Origin of the sequence: Neorhizobium huautlense (assembly GCF_002968575.1) — a bacterium.
Classification (GTDB): domain Bacteria; phylum Pseudomonadota; class Alphaproteobacteria; order Rhizobiales; family Rhizobiaceae; genus Neorhizobium; species Neorhizobium huautlense.
This window is the reverse complement of sequence record NZ_PVBM01000002.1, coordinates 14502-37190: the sequence shown is the minus strand read 5'-3', so window position 1 is coordinate 37190 and position 22689 is coordinate 14502. Positions and strand designations below refer to the sequence as shown.

Below are 22689 nucleotides of genomic sequence, written 5' to 3'. Positions count from 1 at the left end.
TCAGCCGTGTCGGCCAATCGGCCAACAGCTTTCTCGGCATGATCCACATAGCCGCCGCTGTCGCCATGCACCTTAGCTTGCATCAAACCGGACGCGAGCGTCCTGGATATTCTCCTGATTGCTGTTCGCCCACGTCACGAGGGCCATTACTGGCGCAAGAAGCGTCCGTCCTACCTCCGTCAACTCATAGTCCACGCGCGGCGGAATAGTGGGAAACAATGTCCGCTTCACCAACCCGTCGCGTTCCAGTCGGCGCAAATTAATCGTCAGCATACGTTGTGAGATGCCGTCGATCTGACGCCGCAGTTCATTGAACCGAACTGGTCCATTTCTGAGCGTTGCGATGATGTACAAGGTCCATTTGTCGCCGACCAGATCAAGAATTTCCCGAACCACCCGGCAGTCGTCACCTTCACCTGGGGTGGGAAAATCAATGTCACTTAGTGTCATAGGAGTGCCTTCTTGCGGGGACGAGGATAGTCACCTTAATAGTGTTGGTAACAAAAGTGTACCACCCGGTGCACGTCAAAGCAAAGGCCGCCAGGCGGCGGCTCCCAACACAAAAGGACCTGTCATGACCACAAAGAAGACGATCGCGATATTCGGCGCCGGCATGGGGCTCGGCGCCTCTCTTGCCACGCGGTTCGGTCGAGAAGGGTACCGCGTTGCGCTCATCGCGCGTTCTGCCGAACCTTTAGAAACGCGAGTGGCCGAACTGGCCGAAGAAGGGATCGAAGCTGTCGCATTCCCTGCGGATCTCACCGATTTATCGGGCATTCCCGCACTCATTCGCTCGATTGAGGAGCACTTCGGGTCGATCGACGTCGCCATCTACTCGCCGGTACCCTCAGACGCCGGTTTCGTTTCGGCGGTCGATCTCGACAGCGCCAAGCTGCGGTCAATGACGCCGATCTTCACCTATGCGCCGGTCGAAGTGTCGCATGCGCTGCTGCCTGGCATGCTGGCGCGTGGCGATGGCGCGATCGTCCTCGTCACGGGCCTCACGGCCATAGTTACCGTGCCCGGCGTGAGCGGCGTAGGCCCCGCGATGACGGCGGCACGCAACTACATCCTCACGCTCAATGCCGAGGTGGCCGACAAGGGCGTGTTCGCGGGGTCCGTCAGTATCGGCGCCATGATCGAGCGCTCGACCGGCATGCGCATTGCGACTGCCGGCGGCGCAACCCTCGATCCGAGGCTTCCGACGATCGATCCGGACGTCATCGCGGAAGAGATCCGGACGCTCGTCGTCAAGCGCGACCGGGTCGAGGTGATCCTGCCCGCACCGCCGCAGTCCTGAACAGGCCGGGCAGGAAGAACTCATTTAGTCTAGGAGAGCGTGTGCTCCCGATAGCGCCGGAGTTGCACGCTCGACGGACCGAAGGATAACAGATGCTACAAATCGATCTGCACACCGAGATCACCTGCCCTTGGTGCATCATCGGCCATCACCGTCTCGATAAGGTCTTGGCGGAACGTTTCCCTGAGCTGGACGTGGATATCCGCCAATACCCGGTCCTTCTGCTTCCCGATGCGCCGGCGGAGGGTCTCTACATTCCCGATCTTCTCCGCTCGCGCTATGGCGTGATCGATCCGAAGGCGTCGTTTGCGCGACCTGAGGCGGAAGCGCGGGCTTCCGGCCTCGACCTCGATCTCAGCCGTCAGCCTTGGACTTACAGGACGCAGGCAGCGCACGGGCTGATCCTTGCGGCGCGAGATCGAGGTACGCAGCATCAGCTTGCGGTCGCGATCACCCATGCGCATTTTCTGGAAGCAAAGAACGTCTCAGACGCCGATGTCCTCGCGGATATCGCCGTGGCCTATGGCTTCGACCGCGAAGAAGCCCGGGCGATCGCGCTCGATCCTGAGCAACACAGACGTGTCGAGCAGGAGGCGGCCCGGTCGATGGCGGCAGGGGTCAGGTCAGTTCCTCACTTCGTCTTCGGCGGACACATCGCCATCAACGGAGGACGCAGCGAAGACGAGATTGCATCGGCCATCCGTAAAGCTGCGGGTGTCGCTCGGTCTGCCTAACAAAGCGGTCCGCAACTTTCGCCCCATCGTTCGCCACTGGCCCATGCTTGATCAAATTCGTCCACACGGCCTAAAGACCTTTGCGCGGCGGCTATATGCCTTGCCGGCTTTGATCATATTGACTTGCCGCGCAATTTGATCGAAGCCAGCTTTTTCGCACCGTATTGGAGGAATTCTCATGGCCAAGGGATACTGGATCGCCCGCATCGATATCCGCGATCCGGAACGTTACAAGGATTACGTTGCCGCGACGAAGGCCCCCTTCGAGAAGTACGGCGCGAAGCCACTTGCCCGCGGCGGTCCGTTCACCGAACTGGAAGGCAAGGCGCGGGCGCGCAATGTGGTGCTCGAATTCCCTTCGGCGCAGGCCGCGATAGACTGCTATAACTCGCCGGAATACCAGATTGCCGCGAAAATCCGCCAGGAAGCGGCGGATGGGGAACTGGTGGTGGTCGAAGGCATCTGACGCCTCGAAACCAAAAGCGATGCGGCAGTGTGGGTACTTCCACCTCTGCCACGATTCGGCTAAAGACCATTCAACCCTTCCAATCGGCTCCCGGAGCATGTCATGACCGTCAGTAACCTTCCGCCCCTCGTCACCGTCTTCGGAGGATCCGGGTTCGTCGGGCGGCACGTGGTCAGAACGCTCGTCAGGCGGGGCTATCGAGTGCGGGTCGCAGTGCGCCGTCCCGATCTTGCAGGTTTCCTTCTGCCGGCCGGTTACGTCGGCCAGATCGCGCTCGTACAGGCGAACCTGCGTTACCGTCAGTCGATCTTCCGGGCCGTCGAAGGCGCTTCTCATGTGGTGAACTGCGTCGGGATCATGTTCGAGTCAGGGCGCAACACCTTCGATGCCGTCCAGGATTTCGGAGCCCGCTCGATCGCGGAAGCCGCCCAGGCGGCCGGCGCCAAGCTCACGCATATCTCCGCGATCGGCGCCGATTCGAACTCCCCTTCCTCCTACGCCCGCACGAAGGCGCGCGCTGAGGCGACGATCCTGTCGCTCCTTCCGGATGCCGTCATCCTGCGCCCGTCGATCATGTTCGGCCATGAAGACAGCTTCTTCAACAAGTTCGCCGCGATGGCGAAGGTCTTCCCGGCGCTTCCGCTTGTGGGCGGCGGCAGGACAAAATTCCAGCCGGTCTATGTCGAAGATGTCGCCGAGGCCGTTGCCCGTTCGGTGGACGGCACGATAGCCCCCGGTAAGATCTATGAGCTGGGCGGCCCTGAGGTCATGACCTTCCGCGAATGTCTCGAGACGATGCTGCGTATTACCAACCGCTCCAATGCCTTGGTCTCGCTGCCTTTCGGCATTGCGTCGCTGATCGGCAGCATCGCGTCGCTCATTCCCTTCGTGAAGCCGCCGATTACCAGCGATCAGGTGAAGCTGCTCAAGGTCGATAACGTCGTTTCCGAGGCCGCCGCCAAGGAAGGCCGTACGCTTCAGGGGATGGGCATCCGTCCGACGCTCGCCACATCCATCCTGCCATCCTACCTCGTGCAATATCGCCCGCAGGGCCAATATACCGGGTCTGGCCGGGCCGCCTGATTTTTCTTTGCCTTGCCGAGACTTTACTTACCCTTGCGGAAAGACCGACTGCTCGCCTAAAAAGCGAGCAGTCTTTTGTTTTGGCTTATCTTTCGAGCATGAGATGTGGCACAAAGGCCGCACAGACCAATGCAGTGGCGTTAACGCCGGATTCAGCAAAATCCTTTATTGAATTCCTTGAATGCGAGCAATAAAGCTCGCCTCCCAACAAGACATTCAATCGTGACGATCAAACCATCCTTGGAAAGGCATTCCTTCATGGGCAAGCCCATCGCGCTCTTTTTTGCATGCGCTGCACTGATCATCCTGGCGGGCTCCTTCATGGCCCCGAAGACAGACGCAGCCACCAAGAGCGGATGCGCGCCGGCCTATGGCGTCGACCCGTGCAGCACGGCGTCCATCCAGCACTAAGGTAACCTGATCCGGATGCAAGGCGGCCTCTGGGCCGCCTTTTTTCGTTCATGCTACCAGGAGAAGCGCGATCAGGCCTGCGACGCCGACGATGATCCGCCACCAGGCGAAGGGCGCATAACCTCGGCTCGATACAAAATCCAAGAGGGAGCGCACGACGATGAGGGCGGTGGCGAAAGCGGCGATAAACCCCACGGCAATTACCGCGCCGTCATCGAAGCTCAACGCTGCGCGGTTCTTATAGAGATCCAACGTGAACGCGCCGAGCATGGTCGGCATGGCGAGGAAGAAGGAAAACTCCGCTGCCGAACGCTTGTCGGCGCCGAGAAGCAGCGCGCCTACGATGGTCGCGCCTGAACGAGACGTGCCTGGAACCATCGCAAGGCATTGGAAAAGCCCGATCTTGAACGCGAGCGACGGCGGATAGTCCATCACGTCGTGATAGACCGGCCGGAACTTGATCTTGTCGACCGCCAGCAGCACAAGCCCCCCGAGAATCAGCACCACGCAGATCAGCATCGGTGTTTCGAAGAGAACCGTCTTGATGAAATCATGCGCCAGAGCGCCGATGACGGCCGCAGGCAGGAAGGCGATGAGGACGGTTGCGACAAAACCTCGGGCCTTTGCGCTGCTGGGCAGGTCGGTGGCGATCTGCAGCAGCTTGCGGAAATAAACGAGCAGGATCGCCAGGATCGCACCCAGCTGGATCAATACGGCGAATGTGTTGCCTGGAGATTGAAAACCGAGAAAATGGCCGGCTAGCAGAACGTGGGCGGTGGACGATACGGGAAGAAACTCCGTGAGCCCCTCGATCAAGCCAAGAACGAGGGCGCTGATAATGGACTGATCCGCCATTCTTAATCCTTTATTGAGTAGATAAGGGCAGTTTTAAGCACTCTATGAGCCATTGCTTGTCTTGGCCCTACCAAATCCATATAGCTGTCATATGTCAGGCGGGCGCGTAAAGCAGCCTTACCCTTCCTAGACAATGTTCGTGAAGTTCAAATATCCATGCCCACTCTCTACCATCACTCCATGTCTTCGGCCTCCCGCTTCGTCCGGCTGATTCTGGCCGAATACGGGTTTCAGGCGGATCTGGTCGAAGAGCAGCCCTGGGAAAAGCGTCGCGAATTCCTGACGCTCAATCCGGCGGGCACCCTTCCCGTCTATGTGGACGACAGCATGAGAGTACTTTGTGGCCCTTCCGTGCTCTTGGAATTTCTGGATGAGACGCATGGCGTCTTGAAGCGCGACCGCCGGCTGCTCGCCGAAGACCCATGGCAGCGCGCCGAGATCCGCCGGTTGACGGAATGGTTCCTCCAGAAGATGGAACAGGACGTGACGCGTCCTCTGACCCGCGAGCGAATCTACAAGCTGCAGATGACGGCCGCCCAGGGCGGCGGTGCACCGGATTCCAAAGTGCTGCGCACCTCGCGCGCCAATATCAGGCAGCACATGAAATATCTCTCGTGGCTCGCAGGCTCGCGGCCCTGGCTCGCAGGGGATCGATTGAGTTACGCAGACCTTGCCGCCGCGGCCTCCATCTCGGTGCTCGACTACCTCGGCGAAATCGAATGGGCCGAAACGCCGGTGGCCAAGGATTGGTATCAGCGTCTGAAGTCCCGCCCCTCCTTCCGGCCGCTGCTTGCCGAACGCATCCGCGGCATCACTCCGGTATCTCACTATGCGGACCTTGATTTCTGAAGCCACGGCGCGAGAGGAGGACAAGGCACGGAGGCGGCGGGAGAAGCTGACCGCCTTCGTCCGCGAGGAGGCGGCCGCGCAGGGCTTCGACCTCTGCCGCATCACCGGCTCCGACAGCATTCCCAGAGCTCCCGAACGGCTCGGCGCCTTTCTGGCTGATGGTCACCATGCCACGATGGAATGGATGGCTGAGACCCGCGAACGGCGCGCCGACCCGAAAGTACTCTGGTCGGAGGTACGGTCGATCGTCATGTTCGGCCTCAACTACGGGCCGGAGGAAGATCCACGCGGCATTCTTGAGAAGCCCGATAAAGCGGCGATCTCCGTCTATGCCCGCAACCGCGACTATCACGACATCATCAAGGGCCGGCTGAAGGAAATCGCCACGCGCTTCGCCGCCCGCGCCGGCGAGGACGTCAAAGTCTTCGTCGATACGGCTCCTGTCATGGAAAAGCCGCTGGCGGAAGCGGCCGGACTTGGATGGCAGGGCAAGCATACCAATCTCGTCAGCCGCACCCACGGCTCCTGGCTCTTCCTCGGCAGCCTGTTCACGACGGCCGACCTTCTGCCGGATGCGCCGGAGGCCGACCATTGCGGCTCCTGCCGCGCCTGTCTTGACGCCTGCCCGACCGCCGCCTTCCCGGCACCTTATCGGCTCGATGCACGTCGCTGCATTTCTTATCTTACCATCGAGCACAAGGGGCCGATCGATGCGGAATTCCGATCGCTTATCGGCAACCGCATCTATGGTTGCGATGATTGCCTGGCCGCGTGTCCCTGGAACAAGTTCGCGGCAAGCGCATCGGAAATGAAGCTGAAGGCCCGGGAGGACCTGAAGGAACCGTCAATCTCATTTCTGTTGACCTTGGACGATCCGACCTTCCGCACCTTCTTCAGCGGCTCTCCGGTAAAGCGGATCGGCCGGGACCGCTTCATTCGCAACGTGCTGATCGCCGCCGGCAATTCCGGCGATGCCTCGCTGGTTGAGCGTTGCCGCGAGCTTGCGGACGACCCTTCGCCGGCGGTGCGGGGCATGGTCATATGGGCTCTGAAACGCCTGATGCCTGCCGACGAATTCCTGCGATTTGCGCAGAAACACCTTCTTGAGGACGAGCCCGAGGTGGTGGACGAATGGAAATTGGCGGGAGTGGCCTGATGCGTGTAATGATTTTCGGATGCGGTTATTCCGGCCAGGCAATTGCCGAGACCTTCAAGACGGAAGGCGCGCGGGTTTCCGGCACCGCGAGGAGCACCGAAAAGGCGCAGGATCTCGCAACCAAAGACATCCATGCATTCGTCTTCGACGGCAGTGCCTTCAGCAACGAACTCCTGATCGAACTGAGGGAGGTTACGCATCTCGTTCAGTCCATTCCGCCTGGCAAGGAAGGTGACCCGTTGCTGAAACTCCTCGCGAGACAGCTCCGCGAACTTTGCCCGAAGCTTCAATGGATCGGCTACCTCTCCACCGTCGGCGTCTACGGCGACCACGGAGGAGGCTGGGTGACCGAGGAGACGCCCGGCAGCCCGATCCTCGGCCGCTCGATCGAGCGGGTCGATACCGAGGAAGCCTGGATCTCCGAGGGCAAAGGCGGCGGCATACCGGTGGCAATCCTGCGGCTTGCAGGAATTTACGGACCGGGCCGCAACGCCTTCGTCAATCTTGCGCGCGGCACGGCGCGGCGCATCATAAAGAAAGACCAAGTCTTCAACCGGATCCGTGTCGAAGACATCGGCGGCGCCGCCTTGTTCCTCGCGAAGCGCGAGATGGAAGGAATCTATAACGTCACGGATGACGAGCCCGGTCCGCCGCAGGACGTCATCATCGAAGCCGCCCGGCTGATGGGTGTCGAGCCCCCTCCGGAACAGGACTTCGAAACGGCCGACATGACTCCCATGGCCCGGTCCTTTTACGGAGCCAACAAGCGCGTTTCCAATGCCAAAATCCGCGCGTCGGGGTTCCAGTTCCGCTTCCCGAACTACCGCATGTCACTTGCCGACATGTGGTCGACGGGCCGGTGGAGAGGATAATTTTCCCATTTTGAAACGGGTGAAAATTCCATCTTTAGCCATCCTAGCGGTTATTATTTCTTAAGGCCTACGGCAACTCGCCACATTATTTGCCCAAATGAGGCAAAGAATCTTGCATCGCAACAAATTTTTTTCCGCGATTTTCGTGAACGCCTGAGACGGCGCAACCGTTCAGGAATAGCTTTCCCCCTTCTGCCTGTTTTTAAAGGTTTTCTTCCGGAAAACGTTAGCTGGCTTCTTAAACGATTCGGCAAAATTGCAATCACAAATGTTACAGCCCGTAATATTCCGTGATCAGAAGTCCCACTTTTCCGCCACTTTTGGCCCCGCTTAGCCATTCTTGCACGCAACGTGCAGGGACCAATCGAACGGGGACGACCGACTTGACAACAATTCGACGCTCGACTTTCGCCGTGGCCGCAACTGCTTCTTTTGCACTTCTCGGCTCCGCGCAGGCCAATGCTGCGCCCGGGTGCGGTCACGCATCCTGGTACGCTCTGACTTCCAAGACGGCATCCGGTGAACGGATGAACGCTTCGCTACTCACCGCCGCTCATCGCTCGCTGCCTTTCGGCACCAAAGTAAAGGTGACGAACAAGCGCAACGGCAAGAGCGTCGTGGTACGGATCAATGACCGCGGACCATTCATCCGCGGACGCGTGATCGACGTTTCCAAGGCCGCCGCTAAGAACATCGGCATGGTCAGCTCCGGCACCGCGCAGGTCTGTTATCAGATCGTCGACGCCGGCACCCAGAAGATCGCCGGCAAGGGCCTGAAAGAGATCGACGGCTGAGCCTCAGCGACCCACCTCTTGCTCTTCGGAGCAATCGCGGCTAGGAGCCCTCCCATACGGGTGCAACCGACACGGAGAGCGACATGCGACTAGGCGGACGAGTGGCCGGAGCCATCGAGGTTCTGTCCGATATAGAGACGCGGAAGCGCCCTGTCGCCGACGCCCTCAAGGATTGGGGCCTCGCACACCGTTTTGCCGGCTCGGGCGATCGCGCAGCTGTCGGAAACATCGTCTATGACGCCTTGAGGATGCGGCTCTCGCATGCCTGGATCATGGACGACGAGAGCCCGACTGCTCTCGCCTATGCGGTCCTCATCCGGCAATGGGGCCTCTCGCCCGAGGCCCTGCATGCCGAGTTCGCCGATGACCGCTTTGCGCCGCCTGCTCTTACCGAGGCGAACCTTTCGGCACTTGCCTCCCGCAATCTCGAGGATGCGCCGCTCCATGTTCAGGGCGACATCCCGGACTGGATACAGCCATCCTTCGAAGCCAATTTCGGCGAGGACTGGCTTGTCGAGGCCAAGGCCCTCAACGGCCGGCCGACCCTCGATCTCCGCGCCAATACCCTGAAGGCGTCGCGAGAGAAGGTCGTAAAGGCGCTGGAACGCTCAGGTGCCAAACCCGCGCGCATCGCCCGCAACGGCATTCGGATTGCCGCCGGCGAAGGAGCATCCCGTCTGCCCAACGTCACCGCCGAGCTTTCGTTCCAAAAAGGGTGGTTCGAAGTTCAGGACGAAGGATCGCAGATCGTCGCCGAGCTCGTGCAGCCGGGCGAACATGACCAGGTTCTCGACTATTGCGCCGGCGGCGGCGGCAAGACCCTCGCCATGGCGGCCGCGATGCACAACAAGGGGCAGATCCACGCCTATGACGCCGACCGCAAGCGGCTCGCTCCGATCATCGAACGGCTGCGCCGAGCCGGCACCCGCAACGTGCAGGTCCATGACGACGCACGTCAGCTCGAGCCCCTGAGAGGGAAAATCGATGCGGTTCTTGTCGATGCGCCTTGCACCGGCACGGGAACATGGCGCCGGCGTCCGGACACGAAATGGCGCCTGACGCCCAAAAACCTGGACGAGCGCATCGCACAACAGCAGGAGGCGCTGACGGAAGCGGCAGCCTTCGTGAAGCCGGGCGGCGCGTTGCTCTACGTCACCTGCTCGATCCTGCCGGAAGAGAACGACCGGCAGACAGCCCGTTTCTGCGCGGATAACCCGCAGTTTTCGGTGGTACCGACCGAGCCGCAATGGGAGCAGGCGTTCGGAAAGGATGCTCCTCTGCCACGATCGAAGGATCATCTCTCCGTCACGCTCACCCCCGCAAGCACCGATACCGACGGTTTCTTTTTCTGCCGGATGCAGCGAAAGCGTTGAACGGAGCCGGCAAGGCGAAACGGCCTCTCCTTCTTTCAAAACGTTCTAAACTAGATCGTTTGACACCAGTTTCCATTTGCGCGAAGAACTCGATCGAGCGGCCAGGGAACCTCGGCCGCTGAAGGAGAGGGACCATGATCCGCAAGACCGTTCTGAGCGCCGCGCTGGCGCTTTTTGCCGCCTCCGCGGCCTATACCGTCACGCCGGCAAAGGCCGCCGATGCCGCCGCCGTCCTCAAGCATTATGCCGAGCTCGCGCATGCCAAATACGAAGACTCGCTGACGACGGCCAAGAAGCTCGACGCTGCAATCGATGCACTGATCACAAAGCCGAGCGACGAGACGCTGAAGGCCGCCAAAGCCGCCTGGATTGCGGCGCGCGTTCCTTATCAGCAGACGGAAGCCTATCGCTTCGGCAACCCCATTGTCGACGAATGGGAAGGCAAAGTGAATGCCTGGCCGCTCGATGAAGGCCTCATCGATTATGTCGACGGCTCCTACGGCAAGGAAAGCGACGAGAACGAGCTTTACACCGCCAATGTCATCGCCAATCCGAAAATCAAGGTCAACGGCGAAGAGATCGACGTCACCAACATCACGCCCGAGACCCTTCAGAGCCTGCACGAAGCCGGCGAGATCGAAGCGAATGTCGCGACCGGCTATCACGCGATCGAGTTCCTTCTCTGGGGACAGGATCTGAACGGCACCGGCGCGGGAGCCGGCAAGCGCCCCTTTACCGACTACGACAAGGCCAACTGCACCGGTGGAAACTGCGACCGCCGCGCCGCCTACCTGAAGGCTGCATCGACCCTGCTCGTAACCGACCTCGAGGACATGGTGAAAGCCTGGGCTCCCGATGGCGACGCCACCAAGAACGTCACAGGCGACCCTAAGGCGGGGCTGTCGGCGATCCTTACCGGCATGGGTTCGCTGTCCTACGGCGAACTTGCCGGCGAACGCATGAAACTCGGCCTTCTGCTACACGATCCGGAAGAAGAACACGATTGTTTCTCGGACAATACCTATGCCTCACATCTCAACGACGCGATCGGCATCAAGTCGGCCTATACGGGCGAATATCTCCGGGTCGACGGCACGAAGCTGAAGGGACCCTCGGTTTCGGAATTGGTCGTCGCCAAGGACAAGGCGCTCGACACCGAGATGAAGAGCAAGCTCGATGCGACGCTCGCCGCCATGAACGCCATGGCTGATCGGGGCCAGAAGGTCGAGGCCTATGACCAGATGATCGGCGAGAACAATGTCAAGGGTAATGCCGTCGTCCAGAAGGCGATCGATGGCCTGATCGATCAGACCAAGACGATCGAGCGCGTCATTGCGTCGCTGGATCTCGGCAAGATCGAGCTTGAAGGTTCCGACAGCCTTGATAATCCTGACGCTGTTTTCAAGTAATTTCCAATAAAGGCGGGCCGCGGCTTGATGAGCTTGCGGCCCGATGACCGATGAGAGCGCCAATATCCTCGCTGTTCCTGCTCCCGCTTGTTTCGGGCGCTCTTCTTCTCGCGCCGCTGATGGCCATCGGCGGTGAGACGCTTTTTCCGACATCACGCACGGATATCAATCCGAAGGATCAGAGACGTGTGGAAAGCGTCACGCGGCCCGCAACCGATTTTTCCAAGCCGGAGCAATTCGAGACGATGCAGGGCGGCGCGGCGACGACCAGGGCGCTCGTCAACGGAGACGCCTTTTCGCATTTTTCCGTCAATCTCGATTTCGACGAGGAAGAAAAGTTCAAGCTCGGCAACGCGTTGTTCCGGAAGCTCTGGGTTTCCTCGCCCTCCTCGACCCAGGCTTCCGACGGCCTGGGGCCGCTCTTCAATGCCCGGGCATGCCAAAGCTGCCATCTGAAGGATGGACGCGGGCATCCGCCCGAAGGCTCTGCGGATTCGACTTCGATGTTCCTCCGGCTTGCCCGCCCCGCCCGCACGGACGACGAGCGCGAGGCGATCGCCGATATCCGAAAGCTCAATTTTCCCGACGCGACCTATGGTGAGCAGTTGCAGGATCTGGCGGTGCCGGGCCTGAAATCGGAAGGCCGGATGCAGATTTCCTATGAGGAGATTCCGATAACGCTTGGTGATGGGGAGGTGGTGCAACTGCGCAAACCCACCTATTCCGCCGTCGATCTCGGCCATGGTCCGCTCGAAGGAGACGTGACGCTATCGCCGCGCGTGGCGCCTCCGATGATCGGCATGGGCCTCATCCAGGCGGTCCATGAGGCGGATATCCTCGCCAAAGCCGATCCCGACGACAAGGATGGCGACGGGATATCGGGCAAGCCTGCGCTGACACGCGACCACAAGACGGGCGACCTGAAACTCGGCCGCTTCGGCTTCAAGGCCCAGAATGCCTCCGTCCGGGACCAGAGTTCCGGAGCCTTTGCTGGCGACCTTGGCATTTCAACGCCGGACAAACCCTTCGATCATGGCGATTGCACCAAGGCGGAAGCCGAATGCCTTGCGATGCCGACCGGCGTGCAGGAAAGGCTCGGACCAGTCGAAGCGCCGGATCCGGTGCTGGAACTCGTCACCTTCTATTCCGAGAATCTAGCGGTGCCGGCAAGACGCGATATCGCGGACCCCACCGTACTCAGGGGCAAGGAGCTTTTCTACCAGTCCGGTTGCACTGCCTGTCATACGCCGAAATTCGTCACCCGCCGCGATGCCGGCAACAAGGCGCATGCTTTCCAGCTGATCTGGCCCTATTCGGATTTCCTCCTGCACGACATGGGCGAAGGTCTGGCCGACGGGCAACAGGTCGGCGTTGCCGACGGCCGCGAGTGGCGCACCCAGCCGCTTTGGGGCATCGGGCTGACCGAAACCGTCAACGAACACACCTTCTTCCTGCATGACGGGCGAGCCCGCAACCTCACGGAAGCCATCCTCTGGCACGGCGGAGAAGGGCAAAATGCCCGGGATGCATTCGCCTCGCTCTCCAAAGACGGCCGCGCCGCGCTGGTCAAATTCCTGGAGTCGCTCTGATGCGCATGATCCTCGTCGCCGGCCTGATCTCGCTCCTTCCCGCGGTGGCTTTTGCGCAGGCGGGCGAGCCCGCGCCATCGGTCGATTTGCCGGAAGCGGAGGTCTCCAAAGTCATGACGGCGGCCGTGGACGGCTTTATACGGCCAGGCTACAGCGCCTTCCATCGATCGGCGGAGAAGATGACGTCCGTCGTGAAGACGCTCTGCGGGACGCCTTCGGCGGCAAATCACGACTCTGCCAAGAGCGCCTTCCGTGCCGCCGCGGTAAGCTGGGCTCACATAGAGATCATTCGGGTCGGGCCTGTCATCGAACAGAACCGCTTCGAACGCATCCTGTTTTATCCCGATCGCAAGAGCACCGGCCTCAAGCAGGTTCAGGGCACCTTGTCGAAATCGGATGAAACGGCCACCGATCCCGCCACGCTTGCGACGAAGAGCGTCGCGACGCAAGGTTTCGGCGCCCTGGAATATCTCCTCTTCGGCACCGGGTCGGAGGCCCTTTCGAGGGAGAAGAACGGCTTTCGCTGCCGCTACGCCGCTGCCGTCGCTGGCAACATCACCAATGTTTCCGAGGAGATTTCCGGCATCTGGGATGCGCCGAACGGCATTCAAGAAGCCTGGAAACAACCGGGGCCTTCCAATCCCGTCTTCCGCACCGGCGGCGAGGCGGCCACAGCGCTCCTCGGCATCCTGGTGCACGGGGCCGAAACCGTGCGCGATCAACGCATCGAGACCTTCTACAAGGGACCGGAAAAGGCGAAATTCCCCAAACAGGCGCTGTTCTGGCGCTCCGAAACGACTTGGCCTTCCGTCAAAGGCAATATCGAGGGGCTGGCGGCATTGCTGGAGGCGTCCGGGATGGCGGACCTCCTGAAGCAATCCGACCGGCCGATCCTAGCCTCCACAAAGGCTCTCCTCAAATCCATGGCGGAGCTTTCAGAGCAGGTAACGCCCGACCTTGAAAGAGCGGTGGAGGATCCAAAGGAGCGCGAAAAGCTCGACACGCTGCTCTTCCAGGGTCGCGAGGTGATTATCAGCCTGAGCGAGGGTTATGGCGGCGCGATCGGCCTCGGCTCCGGCTTTTCCTTTTCGGATGGAGACTGACGGCCATGTGGCGCGGCGAGGCGATCGACCGGCGCGGCTTCCTGAAGGCGGCGGGTATATCTTTTACCGCCTCGCTTTCGCCACGCTCGCTGATGGCGCTGGAACGGGCCGATGCGGTCTATGCGGCGGGCTTTCGCGAATCTGACGGTTCCTTCGGCATCGCCACGATTTCCGAGCGCGGCGAAATCATCGATCGAGCGTCACTACCCGCTCGCGCCCATGGCTTGGCCCATAGCTCAGCCACCGGCCGTACCGTCGCATTTGCCCGGCGCCCCGGGACATTCGCCATGGTCTTCGATCTGTCGAGGCAGACGGAGCCGGTCGTCATCACCTCGCCCGAAGGCCGGCATTTCTACGGCCACGGGCACTTTTCGCCCAATGGCGCCCTGCTCTACGCCAGCGAGAACGATTTCGACGGCAATCGCGGCATGATCGGTGTCTACGACGCGCGAGACAAGTTCCGCCGCATCGGCGAATTCGACGCGCACGGTATCGGAACGCATGACATGACCGTCTCGGATGATGGCACGCTCCTGATCATCGCCAATGGCGGCATCGAAACCCACCCGGACTTCGGCCGCACCAAGCTCAATCTCGACCATATGGAACCGTCGCTGGTCCTGCTCGATGCCGGGACGGGTGCGCTCGTCCAGCGGCACGGCCTGCCTCCCGCGCTCCGCCAGCTTTCGACCCGGCATCTCGATATCGGCGCGGATGGCCGCATCTGGTTCGCCTGCCAGTGGGAAGGCCCGCGCAATGCGCTGCCGCCACTCGCCGGCTGGTTCTCGGAAGGCGGGGACCTCTCGTTCGTTTCGCTGCCGGAGGAGACCACCATCCGGCTTGGCAACTATGTCGGCGCGATCGCCGTCAACCGCCGCGAAGGCATCGTCGGCATGACGTCCCCCGTCGTCGGTGCGGCCGTCACTCTCGACGCAAGAACCGGGGCCGTACTGAAGGAAGAGCTGGTCCGCGACGCCGCCGGGGTTGCCCCCGCAGCAAGCGGCATCGCCGTTTCCTCCTATGACGGCCAGTTCAACGAGACCCGCAGCAAGGTGGCCTGGGATCAGCATATCGTTCGATTGGGGTGATCTTTTTCCGTCGGCGCATCGCCCTAATTGCAGCCTCATGAACAAGATCCTCATATTTTTCATCTTCATCCTGGCCAGCGTGGCGATCGGCGCGCTGAGTGGCCTCAGCAACCAGCCCGGCGAATGGTACCAGTCGCTGAACAAGCCCTTCTTCAATCCCCCGAACTGGATTTTCGGTCCGGTCTGGACCGTCCTTTACGGTATGATCGGTGGGGCGCTTGCCGCCACCTGGTATGATGAAAACAACAGGCGTCGCCTGCAGATCTTCGCCGTTCAGGCCGTCCTCAACCTCGCCTGGTCACCCGCCTTCTTTGGTCTGCAGAGCCCTATGCTTGGTCTCGTCATCATCGTGCCGCTGCTGATCTCGATCCTGCTGTTCATCGCCGCAAGCTGGCGGCCGAACCGCTGGGCGGCCTGGCTATTTGTCCCCTATGCCTTCTGGGTCGGCTTCGCGACGTTGCTCAATCTCGCGATCGTTCTCCTGAATTAACGACGTCAACGGCCCCCGCTTGCGGAACACTTTTGCCCATGCCAATTTCGCAGCTGCGAAAGGGATGAAACATGGACGGGAGAGATACGGGCGATTTTCGTCAACGCGTCAGGCAAAGCTTCGCACGCCAGGGCGCCATGGGCCTGCTTGGGGCGGAGTTGGCACGCGTCGAACAGGCCATGGTGGAGATCGAGCTGCCGTTTGATGCGAAGCTCACCCAGCAGCATGGCTTTCTGCATGCCGGCGTCATCTCCGCCGCGCTTGATTCCGCCTGCAGTTATGCCGCCTATACGGTGATCGAGCCGGAAGCCTCCATCCTGACCATCGAATTCAAGGTGAACCTGTTGTCGCCGGGCCGCGGCGAACGGTTTCTCTTCCGCGGCGAGATCACCAAGCCGGGATCCACGATCATCGTCGCGGATGGCCGTGCCTATGCCATCGGAGACGGTCCCGCCAAACTCATCGCTTCCATGACGGGCACCATGATGGTGATCCGCGGCCGGGAGGACATCATCGGATGATCACCGCACTTTCCATGGCCGAACCGGCGGCCGTCGGTGGCAAATCCATTCTCTTCGTCATGGCGGTCGATGCCGAATACGGCCCGGCGCTCCGATCCCGCATCAAACCGCTGATGACCGGCGTCGGGCCTGTCGAGGCCGCAGTTGTGTTGAGCCATGCGCTGACGACGCTGGAGGCATCGGGCAAGCTGCCCGATCTTATCGTCTCGCTCGGCTCGGCCGGTTCGCGCAGTCTCGAGCAGACCGAAATCTACCAGGTTTCCTCGGTCGCCTATCGCGACATGGACGCCTCGCCGCTCGGTTTCGAGAAAGGCAGAACGCCTTTCCTCGAACACCCGGCGATCATGCCGCTCCTCTTGCGCATCCCCGGCATTCCGGAGGCCTCGCTTTCGACGGGCGGCAACGTCGTCTCCGGCGCCGCATACGATATCATCGAAGCCGACATGGTGGATATGGAAACCTTCGCAGTGATGCGCTGCTGCCAGCTTTTCGCAATTCCCCTGATCGGCCTGCGTGGTATTTCGGACGGAAAGGAAGAGCTCAAGCACGTCAACGACTGGAGGGAATATCTGCACGTGATCGACGTGAAGCTGGCGGACGCGGTGGACGGCCTTTTTAACGCGCTTGAGAATGGCAAATTGGTCTTCTGAGCAGTTGCGTTAAAAACAACTTTTCTTTAAAGGCTCGCCATGACCCAAAACACGACCTTGGCAGCTCATCCCGACAGCATCCTCATCATCGATTTCGGCAGCCAGGTGACGCAGCTTATCGCGCGTCGCATCCGCGAATCCGGCGTCTACTGCGAAATCCACCCGTTCCAGAACGCGGCCTCCGCGTTCGAGAAGCTTCGGCCGAAGGGCGTGATCTTTTCCGGTGGTCCGGCCTCCGTGACCTCGGAAGGCAGCCCGCGTGCGCCGCAGGCGGTTTTCGATGCCGGCGTTCCGATCCTCGGCATCTGCTACGGGCAGCAGACGCTCTGCCTGCAGCTCGGCGGCGAGGTGGAAGGCGGTCACGCAGCAGAGTTCGGACGCGCCGACGTGGAGATCAGGGCACAGAGCCCGCTCTTCGATGGTTTCTGGGAAACGGGTAACCGTTATCCGGTCTGGATGAGCCATGGCGACCGCGTCACCAAGCTGCCCGAAGGTTTCGAGGTCATCGCAACGTCCGAAAATGCCCCTTTCGCGATCGCCGCCGACGAGAGCCGCCATTACTACACGACCATGTTCCATCCTGAAGTGGTGCACACGCCTGACGGTGCGAAGCTGCTTTCCAACTTCGTGCACAAGATCGTCGGGCTGAAGTCGGACTGGACTATGGCGGCCTATCGCGCCGAAATGATCCGCAAGATCCGCGAACAGGTCGGTTCCGGCCGCGTGCTCTGCGGCCTCTCGGGCGGCGTCGATTCTTCGGTCGCGGCAGTGCTGATCCACGAGGCGATCGGCGACCAGCTCACCTGCGTCTTCGTCGATCACGGCCTGATGCGCCTCAACGAGGCGGAGGAAGTGGTCAAGATGTTCCGCGACCACTACAACATTCCGCTCGTGCATGTGGATGCCTCCGACCTGTTCCTGACGGAGCTTGCCGGCGTCTCTGATCCGGAAGTGAAACGCAAGACGATCGGTCGTCTGTTCATCGAGGTTTTCGAAGCGGAAGCCAACAAGATTGCCGAAGACGGCAAGGGCGCACCCACCTTCCTCGCCCAGGGCACGCTTTATCCGGACGTGATCGAAAGTGTCTCCTTCTCCGGCGGCCCGTCCGTAACGATCAAGAGCCATCACAATGTCGGCGGCCTGCCTGAGCGCATGAACATGAAGCTCGTCGAGCCGCTCCGCGAACTCTTCAAGGATGAGGTCCGCGCGCTTGGCCGCGAACTCGGCCTGCCGGACCGTTTCGTCGGTCGCCACCCCTTCCCGGGCCCGGGACTTGCGATCCGCTGCCCCGGCGGCGTGACCCGCGAAAAGCTCGACATCCTACGCAAGGCGGACGCGATCTATCTCGACGAAATCCGCAAGGCCGGGCTCTACGACACGATCTGGCAGGCTTTCGCCGTACTTCTGCCGGTGCAGACGGTCGGCGTGATGGGCGACTATCGCACGTACGACTTCGTCTGCGCATTGCGCGCCGTCACCTCGGTCGACGGCATGACGGCGGATTTCTATCCCTACGACATGAACTTCCTCGGCCGTACGGCCACCCGCATCATTAACGAGGTGCGCGGCATCAACCGGGTCGTTTATGACGTGACGTCGAAGCCGCCCGGCACGATCGAGTGGGAATGATTTCGGCTTAACCGGCAGTATCCAAATCCGACGGATAGCGGACGACCGTCGGCTCAGTTGGAGCAACCTCTTTCGTCCACTGGTGCGGGATAAAAACGCGCTTGGCATGTGCGATGAACATTCGCGCTGAAGGTCAGTTTCCGGACAGGTCGGACCGGAGGCAAGCGCGGATCCATTTCGCAGCCGATCTATAGTGCGACGGGCCCGCCGCCTCGGCCCAGCGTCCTGTCGTCCACGGGCTGTTTCCGCCTTTCATTGGACCGGCATAAAGATCATCGTCGTCGTGACGATCGATGAAGTCGAGAAGTCTCCGATGAGAGCCTTCCAGTGACGCCCGTGCGTCAAGCCAGCTGAGATCCGCCTGCCTTGCCCGCAGGTCGGCATTGAAGGTTTTGAGCTCGGACCATTTGTAGCCCTTCGCGGGAATTTCAACCTTTTGCCCGGTCTGGCCGTCACGATACCAGCCAAGGAACAGTTCGATCCAATGGGCCCGGTGAGCGACGACGTCCTTGATCGACGTATCGTCTTCGCGTTTTCTCATCGCCTGCTCTTCGCCGATCCTATCGATCAGGCTCCTGAGCTTGGCATATTCCTCGACGGTGATTTCTTTCAATTGGGGTTTGGCGGCGGCGGCAGGCATCTCCTTCCTCCTTTCCCGCTTTCTGCCATGCCTGCCCTTGCAACAGGTTGTTCTGTGTCAACCGACGCGAGTGAAAAGGCGACCTAAACATCGGGTCGCCCTTTCCGCGAAGACACGCGTTCCGGGCCTAGAAGCCGAGCGATTGCTGGGCCGGTTCCGGCGGGCCGAGCCTGACGCCTTCCAGCTCGAGCATGCGTGCTTTGGACATTGCGCCTCCGGGCGCCGAGAAGCCGCCCAGCTTGCCGCCGGCGGCAAGCACCCGATGGCAAGGAATGATCAGCGCCACGGGGTTCCTTGCCATTGCCTGGCCGACATCCCGGGCAGCCTGCGGGCCTGCCCCCAATTCCTTGGCGATGGCGCCATAGGTCGTGGTATGGCCCCAGCCCACCCGCCGGGCGGCGGAATAAATTTCCCTGAATAAATCGTCCTGATCGTCGAGATCCAGCGTGAAGCGCGAAAAATCCACCGATTCGCCGGCAAAATACCGCTTCACCGCCTCCACGGCTTCCTGGATTTTTACCGTCGGTTGTCCCGGCTTCGCCGTCGGCATGCGACGGAGAAACAGCCGTTCCGTCGACTCCGCCGCCTTCGTGGGGAGCTGAAAGCGCGTGATCCCCTTGTCGTTCCACGCAATGCCGCAGAAACCGCCTGCCGTTTCAAAAACGAGATATTGATGCGCAGCCATGGGCAGACCTCCACATGTCGATCCTCCAAAATCGTCCTTCGCGCAAAGAGATTCAACCCGTTTCTTGCTTCGAAGGGGACTATCCTCACGAAAACCTCGCCGACGCAAATGTTCTTCTTTTGTTCTTTACTACAGGCATCGATCCCTTTAATCTGCTTCCAACTCAAATCGGAGCACGGAGATGGGACACAGGGGGACGAATCGGAAAGTTGCGACCGACCAGTTGCCGCTGTTCGGCAGCGACGGATGGCCGTCGATGCCAGTTGTCCCTGCCCGACCGGAAAGCAGCCTGATGTTCGTCCTGCGGCCTACAAACCCCGTGGCCTTGCGGATGCATGAGGATGCCGCAACTCATCTGGCGGTTCAGCGCGGACGGGACGCTTATCCGCCACATCTCCTGCATATGAGCCTGCTCTGCATGGGGCGGTTCGACAAACCTCCTTCACGGTTGATCGAGAGAGCCAGGGCTATCGCGGCCGGCATTCAGGCGCGACCGATCCCAATAACCCTCGACAGTGCCGGCTTGTTTGGCAACAGTCGCCATCTTGCCCTTTATCGTCCCAAGGGCAATGCCATGGTTGGCCAGTTCGTGAAGATGCTCGGGCGTGCCTTGGCACAACACAATCTTCCGAGTTTTCAGGCGAGCGCGCTCACGCCGCATGTAACGCTCGCTTATGATTGCAGGAATATCGAACCCCTGCCTCTCACGCGCAACTACGCGTGGATCTCCGGCGAATTCATGCTCGTCTATAGCTATCACGGCCAGACCCGCCACGAAGAACTCGGTCGATGGGCGTTCGATCCGAAAGCCGTACCTTACCCACCAAGCTTCGAACAACTGAGACTGATGGTCTGAGGGCATAAATATTTTTCGGAGCGATGTCGGATCGGCTGGTTCCGCCACGTTCTAAGAACGTCACCCGATAGAGGAGAGAAAAATGGCCATCGAGAAGCACAAGATCGTTCCGCATCTCTGGTTCGAAGACAATGCGGAAGAAGCCGTCAATTTTTATGTATCGGTGTTCGAAAACTCCCGCATCACCGAGGTTTCTCGTTATGGCGATGCCGGACCGGGACCGAAGGGCCAGGTCATGGCCATGGGTTTCGAGCTTGAAGGCCAGAGCTTTGCCGCGATCAACGGCGGGCCGTGGGCAAAGTTCAACGGCGCGGTGTCCTTTCTCATCCATTGCGAGACGCAGGAGGAAATCGACGCATATTATGAAAAGCTCGCCGAAGGCGGGCAGGAACAGCCCTGCGGCTGGTTGACCGACCGGTTCGGGCTCGCATGGCAGGTCAACTACGCCAGACTGCCGAAAATGCTGACCGACAGCGATGCCATGCGGGCCAACCGGGTCATGGAGGCGATGCTGTCGATGAGGAAGATCGACATCGCCAGGCTTGATGCAGCCTATGAAGAGAGTTCCACGTTGGAGGCAGCGCGGGCTTAGACCCGGATCGCCAGGCGCAGGCCGCCCCAATGACGGCCGTTCACGATGATCGGCGCGGAAATGTCCTTCATCAGCACGAACTGGCCGCCGCCCATGTCGCGGCGGTAGGTCTGCAGCAGAAATGGTTCCTTGTTGCGGCCCGCGGCGAGGCCGACCCGATCGTTGAAGATGCGCCGATTGCGGCAATTCGCCGTGTTCCAGGTGGGATCACCGGGACGCGGGCGCTGCGAGAACTTGCGATTGTGGGTCGGCAGATAGCCGTTTTCGTCCACAGCGGCACAGAAGGCGATCCGTTCGTCGGCTTCCGGCGCGCCTTCCTGGATCGGCGGCAGGACCGCGTCCGTGAACTCAGTAAAGCGGGTCATGTATTGAACAGGATCCGTGCCGGGGATCGCCGCATATTGTCGGTCGAAAAGCGAGGCCATGTCGATGCGGCCCGATCTGACACCTGCTTCGAAAGCGGTCGAGACGTCGGCGGCAAGCTTTATCACCTGCCGGATGTAGGGACTGTCCGGCGTCTCTACGCCGGCGTTGGCGGTCGCCTGGATCATCCGTTCGGAAATCGTCACCATGTCGCCGACGCGGGCAGAGGTCTGCTGAAGCTGATCGTTGGATTTCAGGATCGCGCTGGCAGCGGAGGCAATTGAGGAGGCGAATTCGCCGCATTGCCGGTCGACGGTTTCGGTGGTGCCCGCCAACGCGGATGCGTTGTCGAGGATCCGGGTCATCACGTCTTCGACGCCCTTGAAGGAGCCCTGCACTTTCATCGCAGTCGTCTTCACGCCTTCGGCGGAGCGGCTTGCGCCCTCGCCGGCCGCCACAAGCCGGTCGATGCGGCTGTTCAGCTGGTCGAGCGTCGCCTGAATGGAACTGGTCGTCTGAGAGGTCTGCAGCGACAGCGCCCGAACCTCCGCCGCAACCACCGCAAAACCCTTGCCCGCATCGCCTGCGCGCGCCGCTTCGATCGCCGCGTTAAGCGCCAGAAGGTTCGTCTGCCGGGCAATCGTGCCGATCGCATCCGCCAGCCGCCCGACGTCACCCAGCGCGGAGGAAAACAGTTTGATTTCCGCGCCGATCTCCTGAGAGGCGTTGACCATGTGGTCGATAGCGGTGACGGAACCGGAAAGCTGCTCGGCCTGCGCGCCCAATACCTGGCGGGCGCTCGTGGTCAATTCATCGGATTCATGCAGGGAGCGAGCGATCTGGCCATTGGCTTCGGCGATCGACTGGGCCGATTGCGTCAGACGCCCCAGAAGCGCTGCATGCTGCGAAGACTGGGCGGCGGTATCCTGTACAGCACCCGCGATATCGACGAGGTGGAGACCGAGAGCCGAAGCCTCACCAGCCAGCTTTACGACGGAATTCTTCAGGACTTCGGCATCGAGCGCGTCCGCATCCGGCCGCTCGGCTATTTTCAGGACCTGCCCGCTCACCTCAACCTCCAAAATATTAGGAGATAATAGGATAGCTATGGTTAACGGACAGTTTCCGCGCGCAATGCGCGCGAAACTATACTTTCGGATAAAGCCGTTACATTCGCGGCT

25 protein-coding genes are annotated in these 22689 nt (G+C 60.8%); 20 read left to right on the top strand and 5 right to left on the bottom strand.

Annotated features, from left to right (window positions below):
* Positions 1–72 precede the first annotated feature (72 nt).
* The gene (locus C5L12_RS02270) at positions 73–450 is read right to left on the bottom strand and encodes a winged helix-turn-helix transcriptional regulator (protein WP_105370410.1); all 378 of its coding nucleotides are present in this window, start codon (positions 448–450) and stop codon (positions 73–75) included.
* 124 nt (positions 451–574) lie between these two features.
* Here C5L12_RS02270 and C5L12_RS02265 point away from each other — a divergent pair, with 124 nt between their 5' ends.
* The 5 genes from C5L12_RS02265 to C5L12_RS28335 all read left to right on the top strand — a co-directional run bounded on the left by C5L12_RS02265 (position 575) and on the right by C5L12_RS28335 (position 3994).
* On the top strand, positions 575–1300 hold the full coding sequence (locus tag C5L12_RS02265) for an SDR family NAD(P)-dependent oxidoreductase (RefSeq protein ID WP_105370409.1): 726 nt from the start codon (positions 575–577) through the stop codon (positions 1298–1300).
* Positions 1301–1392: 92 nt separating this feature from the next.
* Positions 1393–2034, top strand: a complete 642-nt coding sequence (locus tag C5L12_RS02260; protein WP_105370408.1) for a DsbA family oxidoreductase — start codon at positions 1393–1395, stop codon at positions 2032–2034.
* Between the two features lie 178 nt (positions 2035–2212).
* Positions 2213–2500, top strand: a complete 288-nt coding sequence (locus C5L12_RS02255; RefSeq protein WP_105370407.1) for a DUF1330 domain-containing protein — start codon at positions 2213–2215, stop codon at positions 2498–2500.
* A gap of 102 nt (positions 2501–2602) precedes the next feature.
* Positions 2603–3583 (top strand): complex I NDUFA9 subunit family protein, encoded by a 981-nt coding sequence (locus tag C5L12_RS02250; protein ID WP_105370406.1) that lies wholly within the window; start codon positions 2603–2605, stop codon positions 3581–3583.
* A 258-nt stretch (positions 3584–3841) separates the two neighbouring features.
* Entirely contained in the window at positions 3842–3994 is a 153-nt protein-coding gene (locus C5L12_RS28335; RefSeq protein WP_165924080.1) for a hypothetical protein, read from the top strand.
* A 48-nt stretch (positions 3995–4042) separates the two neighbouring features.
* Here the strand turns inward: C5L12_RS28335 and C5L12_RS02245 are convergent, their stop codons facing one another.
* Positions 4043–4849, bottom strand: a complete 807-nt coding sequence (locus C5L12_RS02245) for an undecaprenyl-diphosphate phosphatase (RefSeq protein WP_105370405.1) — start codon at positions 4847–4849, stop codon at positions 4043–4045.
* A 156-nt stretch (positions 4850–5005) separates the two neighbouring features.
* On the opposite strand from C5L12_RS02245, the gene C5L12_RS02240 reads away from it, so the two are divergent.
* From C5L12_RS02240 to guaA, 13 genes are all read left to right on the top strand, one after another.
* The gene (locus C5L12_RS02240; RefSeq protein WP_105370404.1) at positions 5006–5698 is read left to right on the top strand and encodes a glutathione S-transferase family protein; all 693 of its coding nucleotides are present in this window, start codon (positions 5006–5008) and stop codon (positions 5696–5698) included.
* On the top strand, positions 5679–6854 hold the full coding sequence (gene queG / locus C5L12_RS02235) for a tRNA epoxyqueuosine(34) reductase QueG (RefSeq protein WP_105370403.1): 1176 nt from the start codon (positions 5679–5681) through the stop codon (positions 6852–6854). The genes C5L12_RS02240 and queG overlap by 20 nt, the downstream gene beginning before the upstream one ends.
* The gene (locus C5L12_RS02230) at positions 6854–7726 is read left to right on the top strand and encodes an SDR family oxidoreductase (protein WP_105370402.1); all 873 of its coding nucleotides are present in this window, start codon (positions 6854–6856) and stop codon (positions 7724–7726) included. Before queG ends, C5L12_RS02230 begins: the two co-directional genes overlap by 1 nt.
* Before the next feature lie 383 nt (positions 7727–8109).
* The gene (locus C5L12_RS02225; protein WP_105370401.1) at positions 8110–8520 is read left to right on the top strand and encodes a septal ring lytic transglycosylase RlpA family protein; all 411 of its coding nucleotides are present in this window, start codon (positions 8110–8112) and stop codon (positions 8518–8520) included.
* Between the two features lie 83 nt (positions 8521–8603).
* Positions 8604–9893: an RsmB/NOP family class I SAM-dependent RNA methyltransferase gene (locus C5L12_RS02220; RefSeq protein ID WP_105370400.1), complete on the top strand. Its 1290-nt coding sequence runs from the start codon at positions 8604–8606 to the stop codon at positions 9891–9893.
* A gap of 134 nt (positions 9894–10027) precedes the next feature.
* Complete coding sequence (locus C5L12_RS02215; protein ID WP_105370399.1) at positions 10028–11302, top strand: imelysin family protein; 1275 nt, start codon at positions 10028–10030, stop codon at positions 11300–11302.
* 50 nt (positions 11303–11352) lie between these two features.
* The gene (locus tag C5L12_RS02210; RefSeq protein WP_105370398.1) at positions 11353–12891 is read left to right on the top strand and encodes a di-heme oxidoreductase family protein; all 1539 of its coding nucleotides are present in this window, start codon (positions 11353–11355) and stop codon (positions 12889–12891) included.
* Positions 12891–13994 carry an imelysin family protein gene (locus C5L12_RS02205; RefSeq protein WP_105370397.1) on the top strand — a complete coding sequence of 368 codons (1104 nt, stop codon included), beginning with the start codon at positions 12891–12893 and terminating at the stop codon, positions 13992–13994. Before C5L12_RS02210 ends, C5L12_RS02205 begins: the two co-directional genes overlap by 1 nt.
* 5 nt (positions 13995–13999) lie before the next feature.
* Positions 14000–15082 carry a DUF1513 domain-containing protein gene (locus C5L12_RS02200; protein WP_105370396.1) on the top strand — a complete coding sequence of 361 codons (1083 nt, stop codon included), beginning with the start codon at positions 14000–14002 and terminating at the stop codon, positions 15080–15082.
* Positions 15083–15119: 37 nt separating this feature from the next.
* Positions 15120–15572 (top strand): TspO/MBR family protein, encoded by a 453-nt coding sequence (locus C5L12_RS02195; RefSeq protein WP_105370395.1) that lies wholly within the window; start codon positions 15120–15122, stop codon positions 15570–15572.
* A gap of 71 nt (positions 15573–15643) precedes the next feature.
* Positions 15644–16093 carry a PaaI family thioesterase gene (locus tag C5L12_RS02190; RefSeq protein ID WP_105370394.1) on the top strand — a complete coding sequence of 150 codons (450 nt, stop codon included), beginning with the start codon at positions 15644–15646 and terminating at the stop codon, positions 16091–16093.
* Complete coding sequence (locus tag C5L12_RS02185; protein ID WP_105370393.1) at positions 16090–16743, top strand: 5'-methylthioadenosine/S-adenosylhomocysteine nucleosidase; 654 nt, start codon at positions 16090–16092, stop codon at positions 16741–16743. Before C5L12_RS02190 ends, C5L12_RS02185 begins: the two co-directional genes overlap by 4 nt.
* A gap of 39 nt (positions 16744–16782) precedes the next feature.
* Complete coding sequence (gene guaA, locus C5L12_RS02180; protein WP_105370392.1) at positions 16783–18372, top strand: glutamine-hydrolyzing GMP synthase; 1590 nt, start codon at positions 16783–16785, stop codon at positions 18370–18372.
* 133 nt (positions 18373–18505) lie between these two features.
* Here guaA and C5L12_RS02175 read toward each other — a convergent pair whose 3' ends face one another.
* Entirely contained in the window at positions 18506–19012 is a 507-nt protein-coding gene (locus C5L12_RS02175) for a ClbS/DfsB family four-helix bundle protein (protein ID WP_105370391.1), read from the bottom strand.
* A 127-nt stretch (positions 19013–19139) separates the two neighbouring features.
* The gene (locus tag C5L12_RS02170) at positions 19140–19697 is read right to left on the bottom strand and encodes a methylated-DNA--[protein]-cysteine S-methyltransferase (RefSeq protein WP_105370390.1); all 558 of its coding nucleotides are present in this window, start codon (positions 19695–19697) and stop codon (positions 19140–19142) included.
* A gap of 256 nt (positions 19698–19953) precedes the next feature.
* Between C5L12_RS02170 and C5L12_RS02165 the strand changes: the two genes are divergently transcribed.
* Both C5L12_RS02165 and C5L12_RS02160 read left to right on the top strand, forming a co-directional pair.
* Complete coding sequence (locus C5L12_RS02165) at positions 19954–20553, top strand: 2'-5' RNA ligase family protein (RefSeq protein WP_157948977.1); 600 nt, start codon at positions 19954–19956, stop codon at positions 20551–20553.
* 82 nt (positions 20554–20635) lie between these two features.
* Complete coding sequence (locus tag C5L12_RS02160; RefSeq protein ID WP_105370388.1) at positions 20636–21145, top strand: VOC family protein; 510 nt, start codon at positions 20636–20638, stop codon at positions 21143–21145.
* Here C5L12_RS02160 and C5L12_RS02155 read toward each other — a convergent pair.
* Positions 21142–22578 (bottom strand): methyl-accepting chemotaxis protein, encoded by a 1437-nt coding sequence (locus tag C5L12_RS02155; RefSeq protein ID WP_105370387.1) that lies wholly within the window; start codon positions 22576–22578, stop codon positions 21142–21144. The genes C5L12_RS02160 and C5L12_RS02155 overlap by 4 nt on opposite strands.
* Positions 22579–22689: the final 111 nt, after the last annotated feature.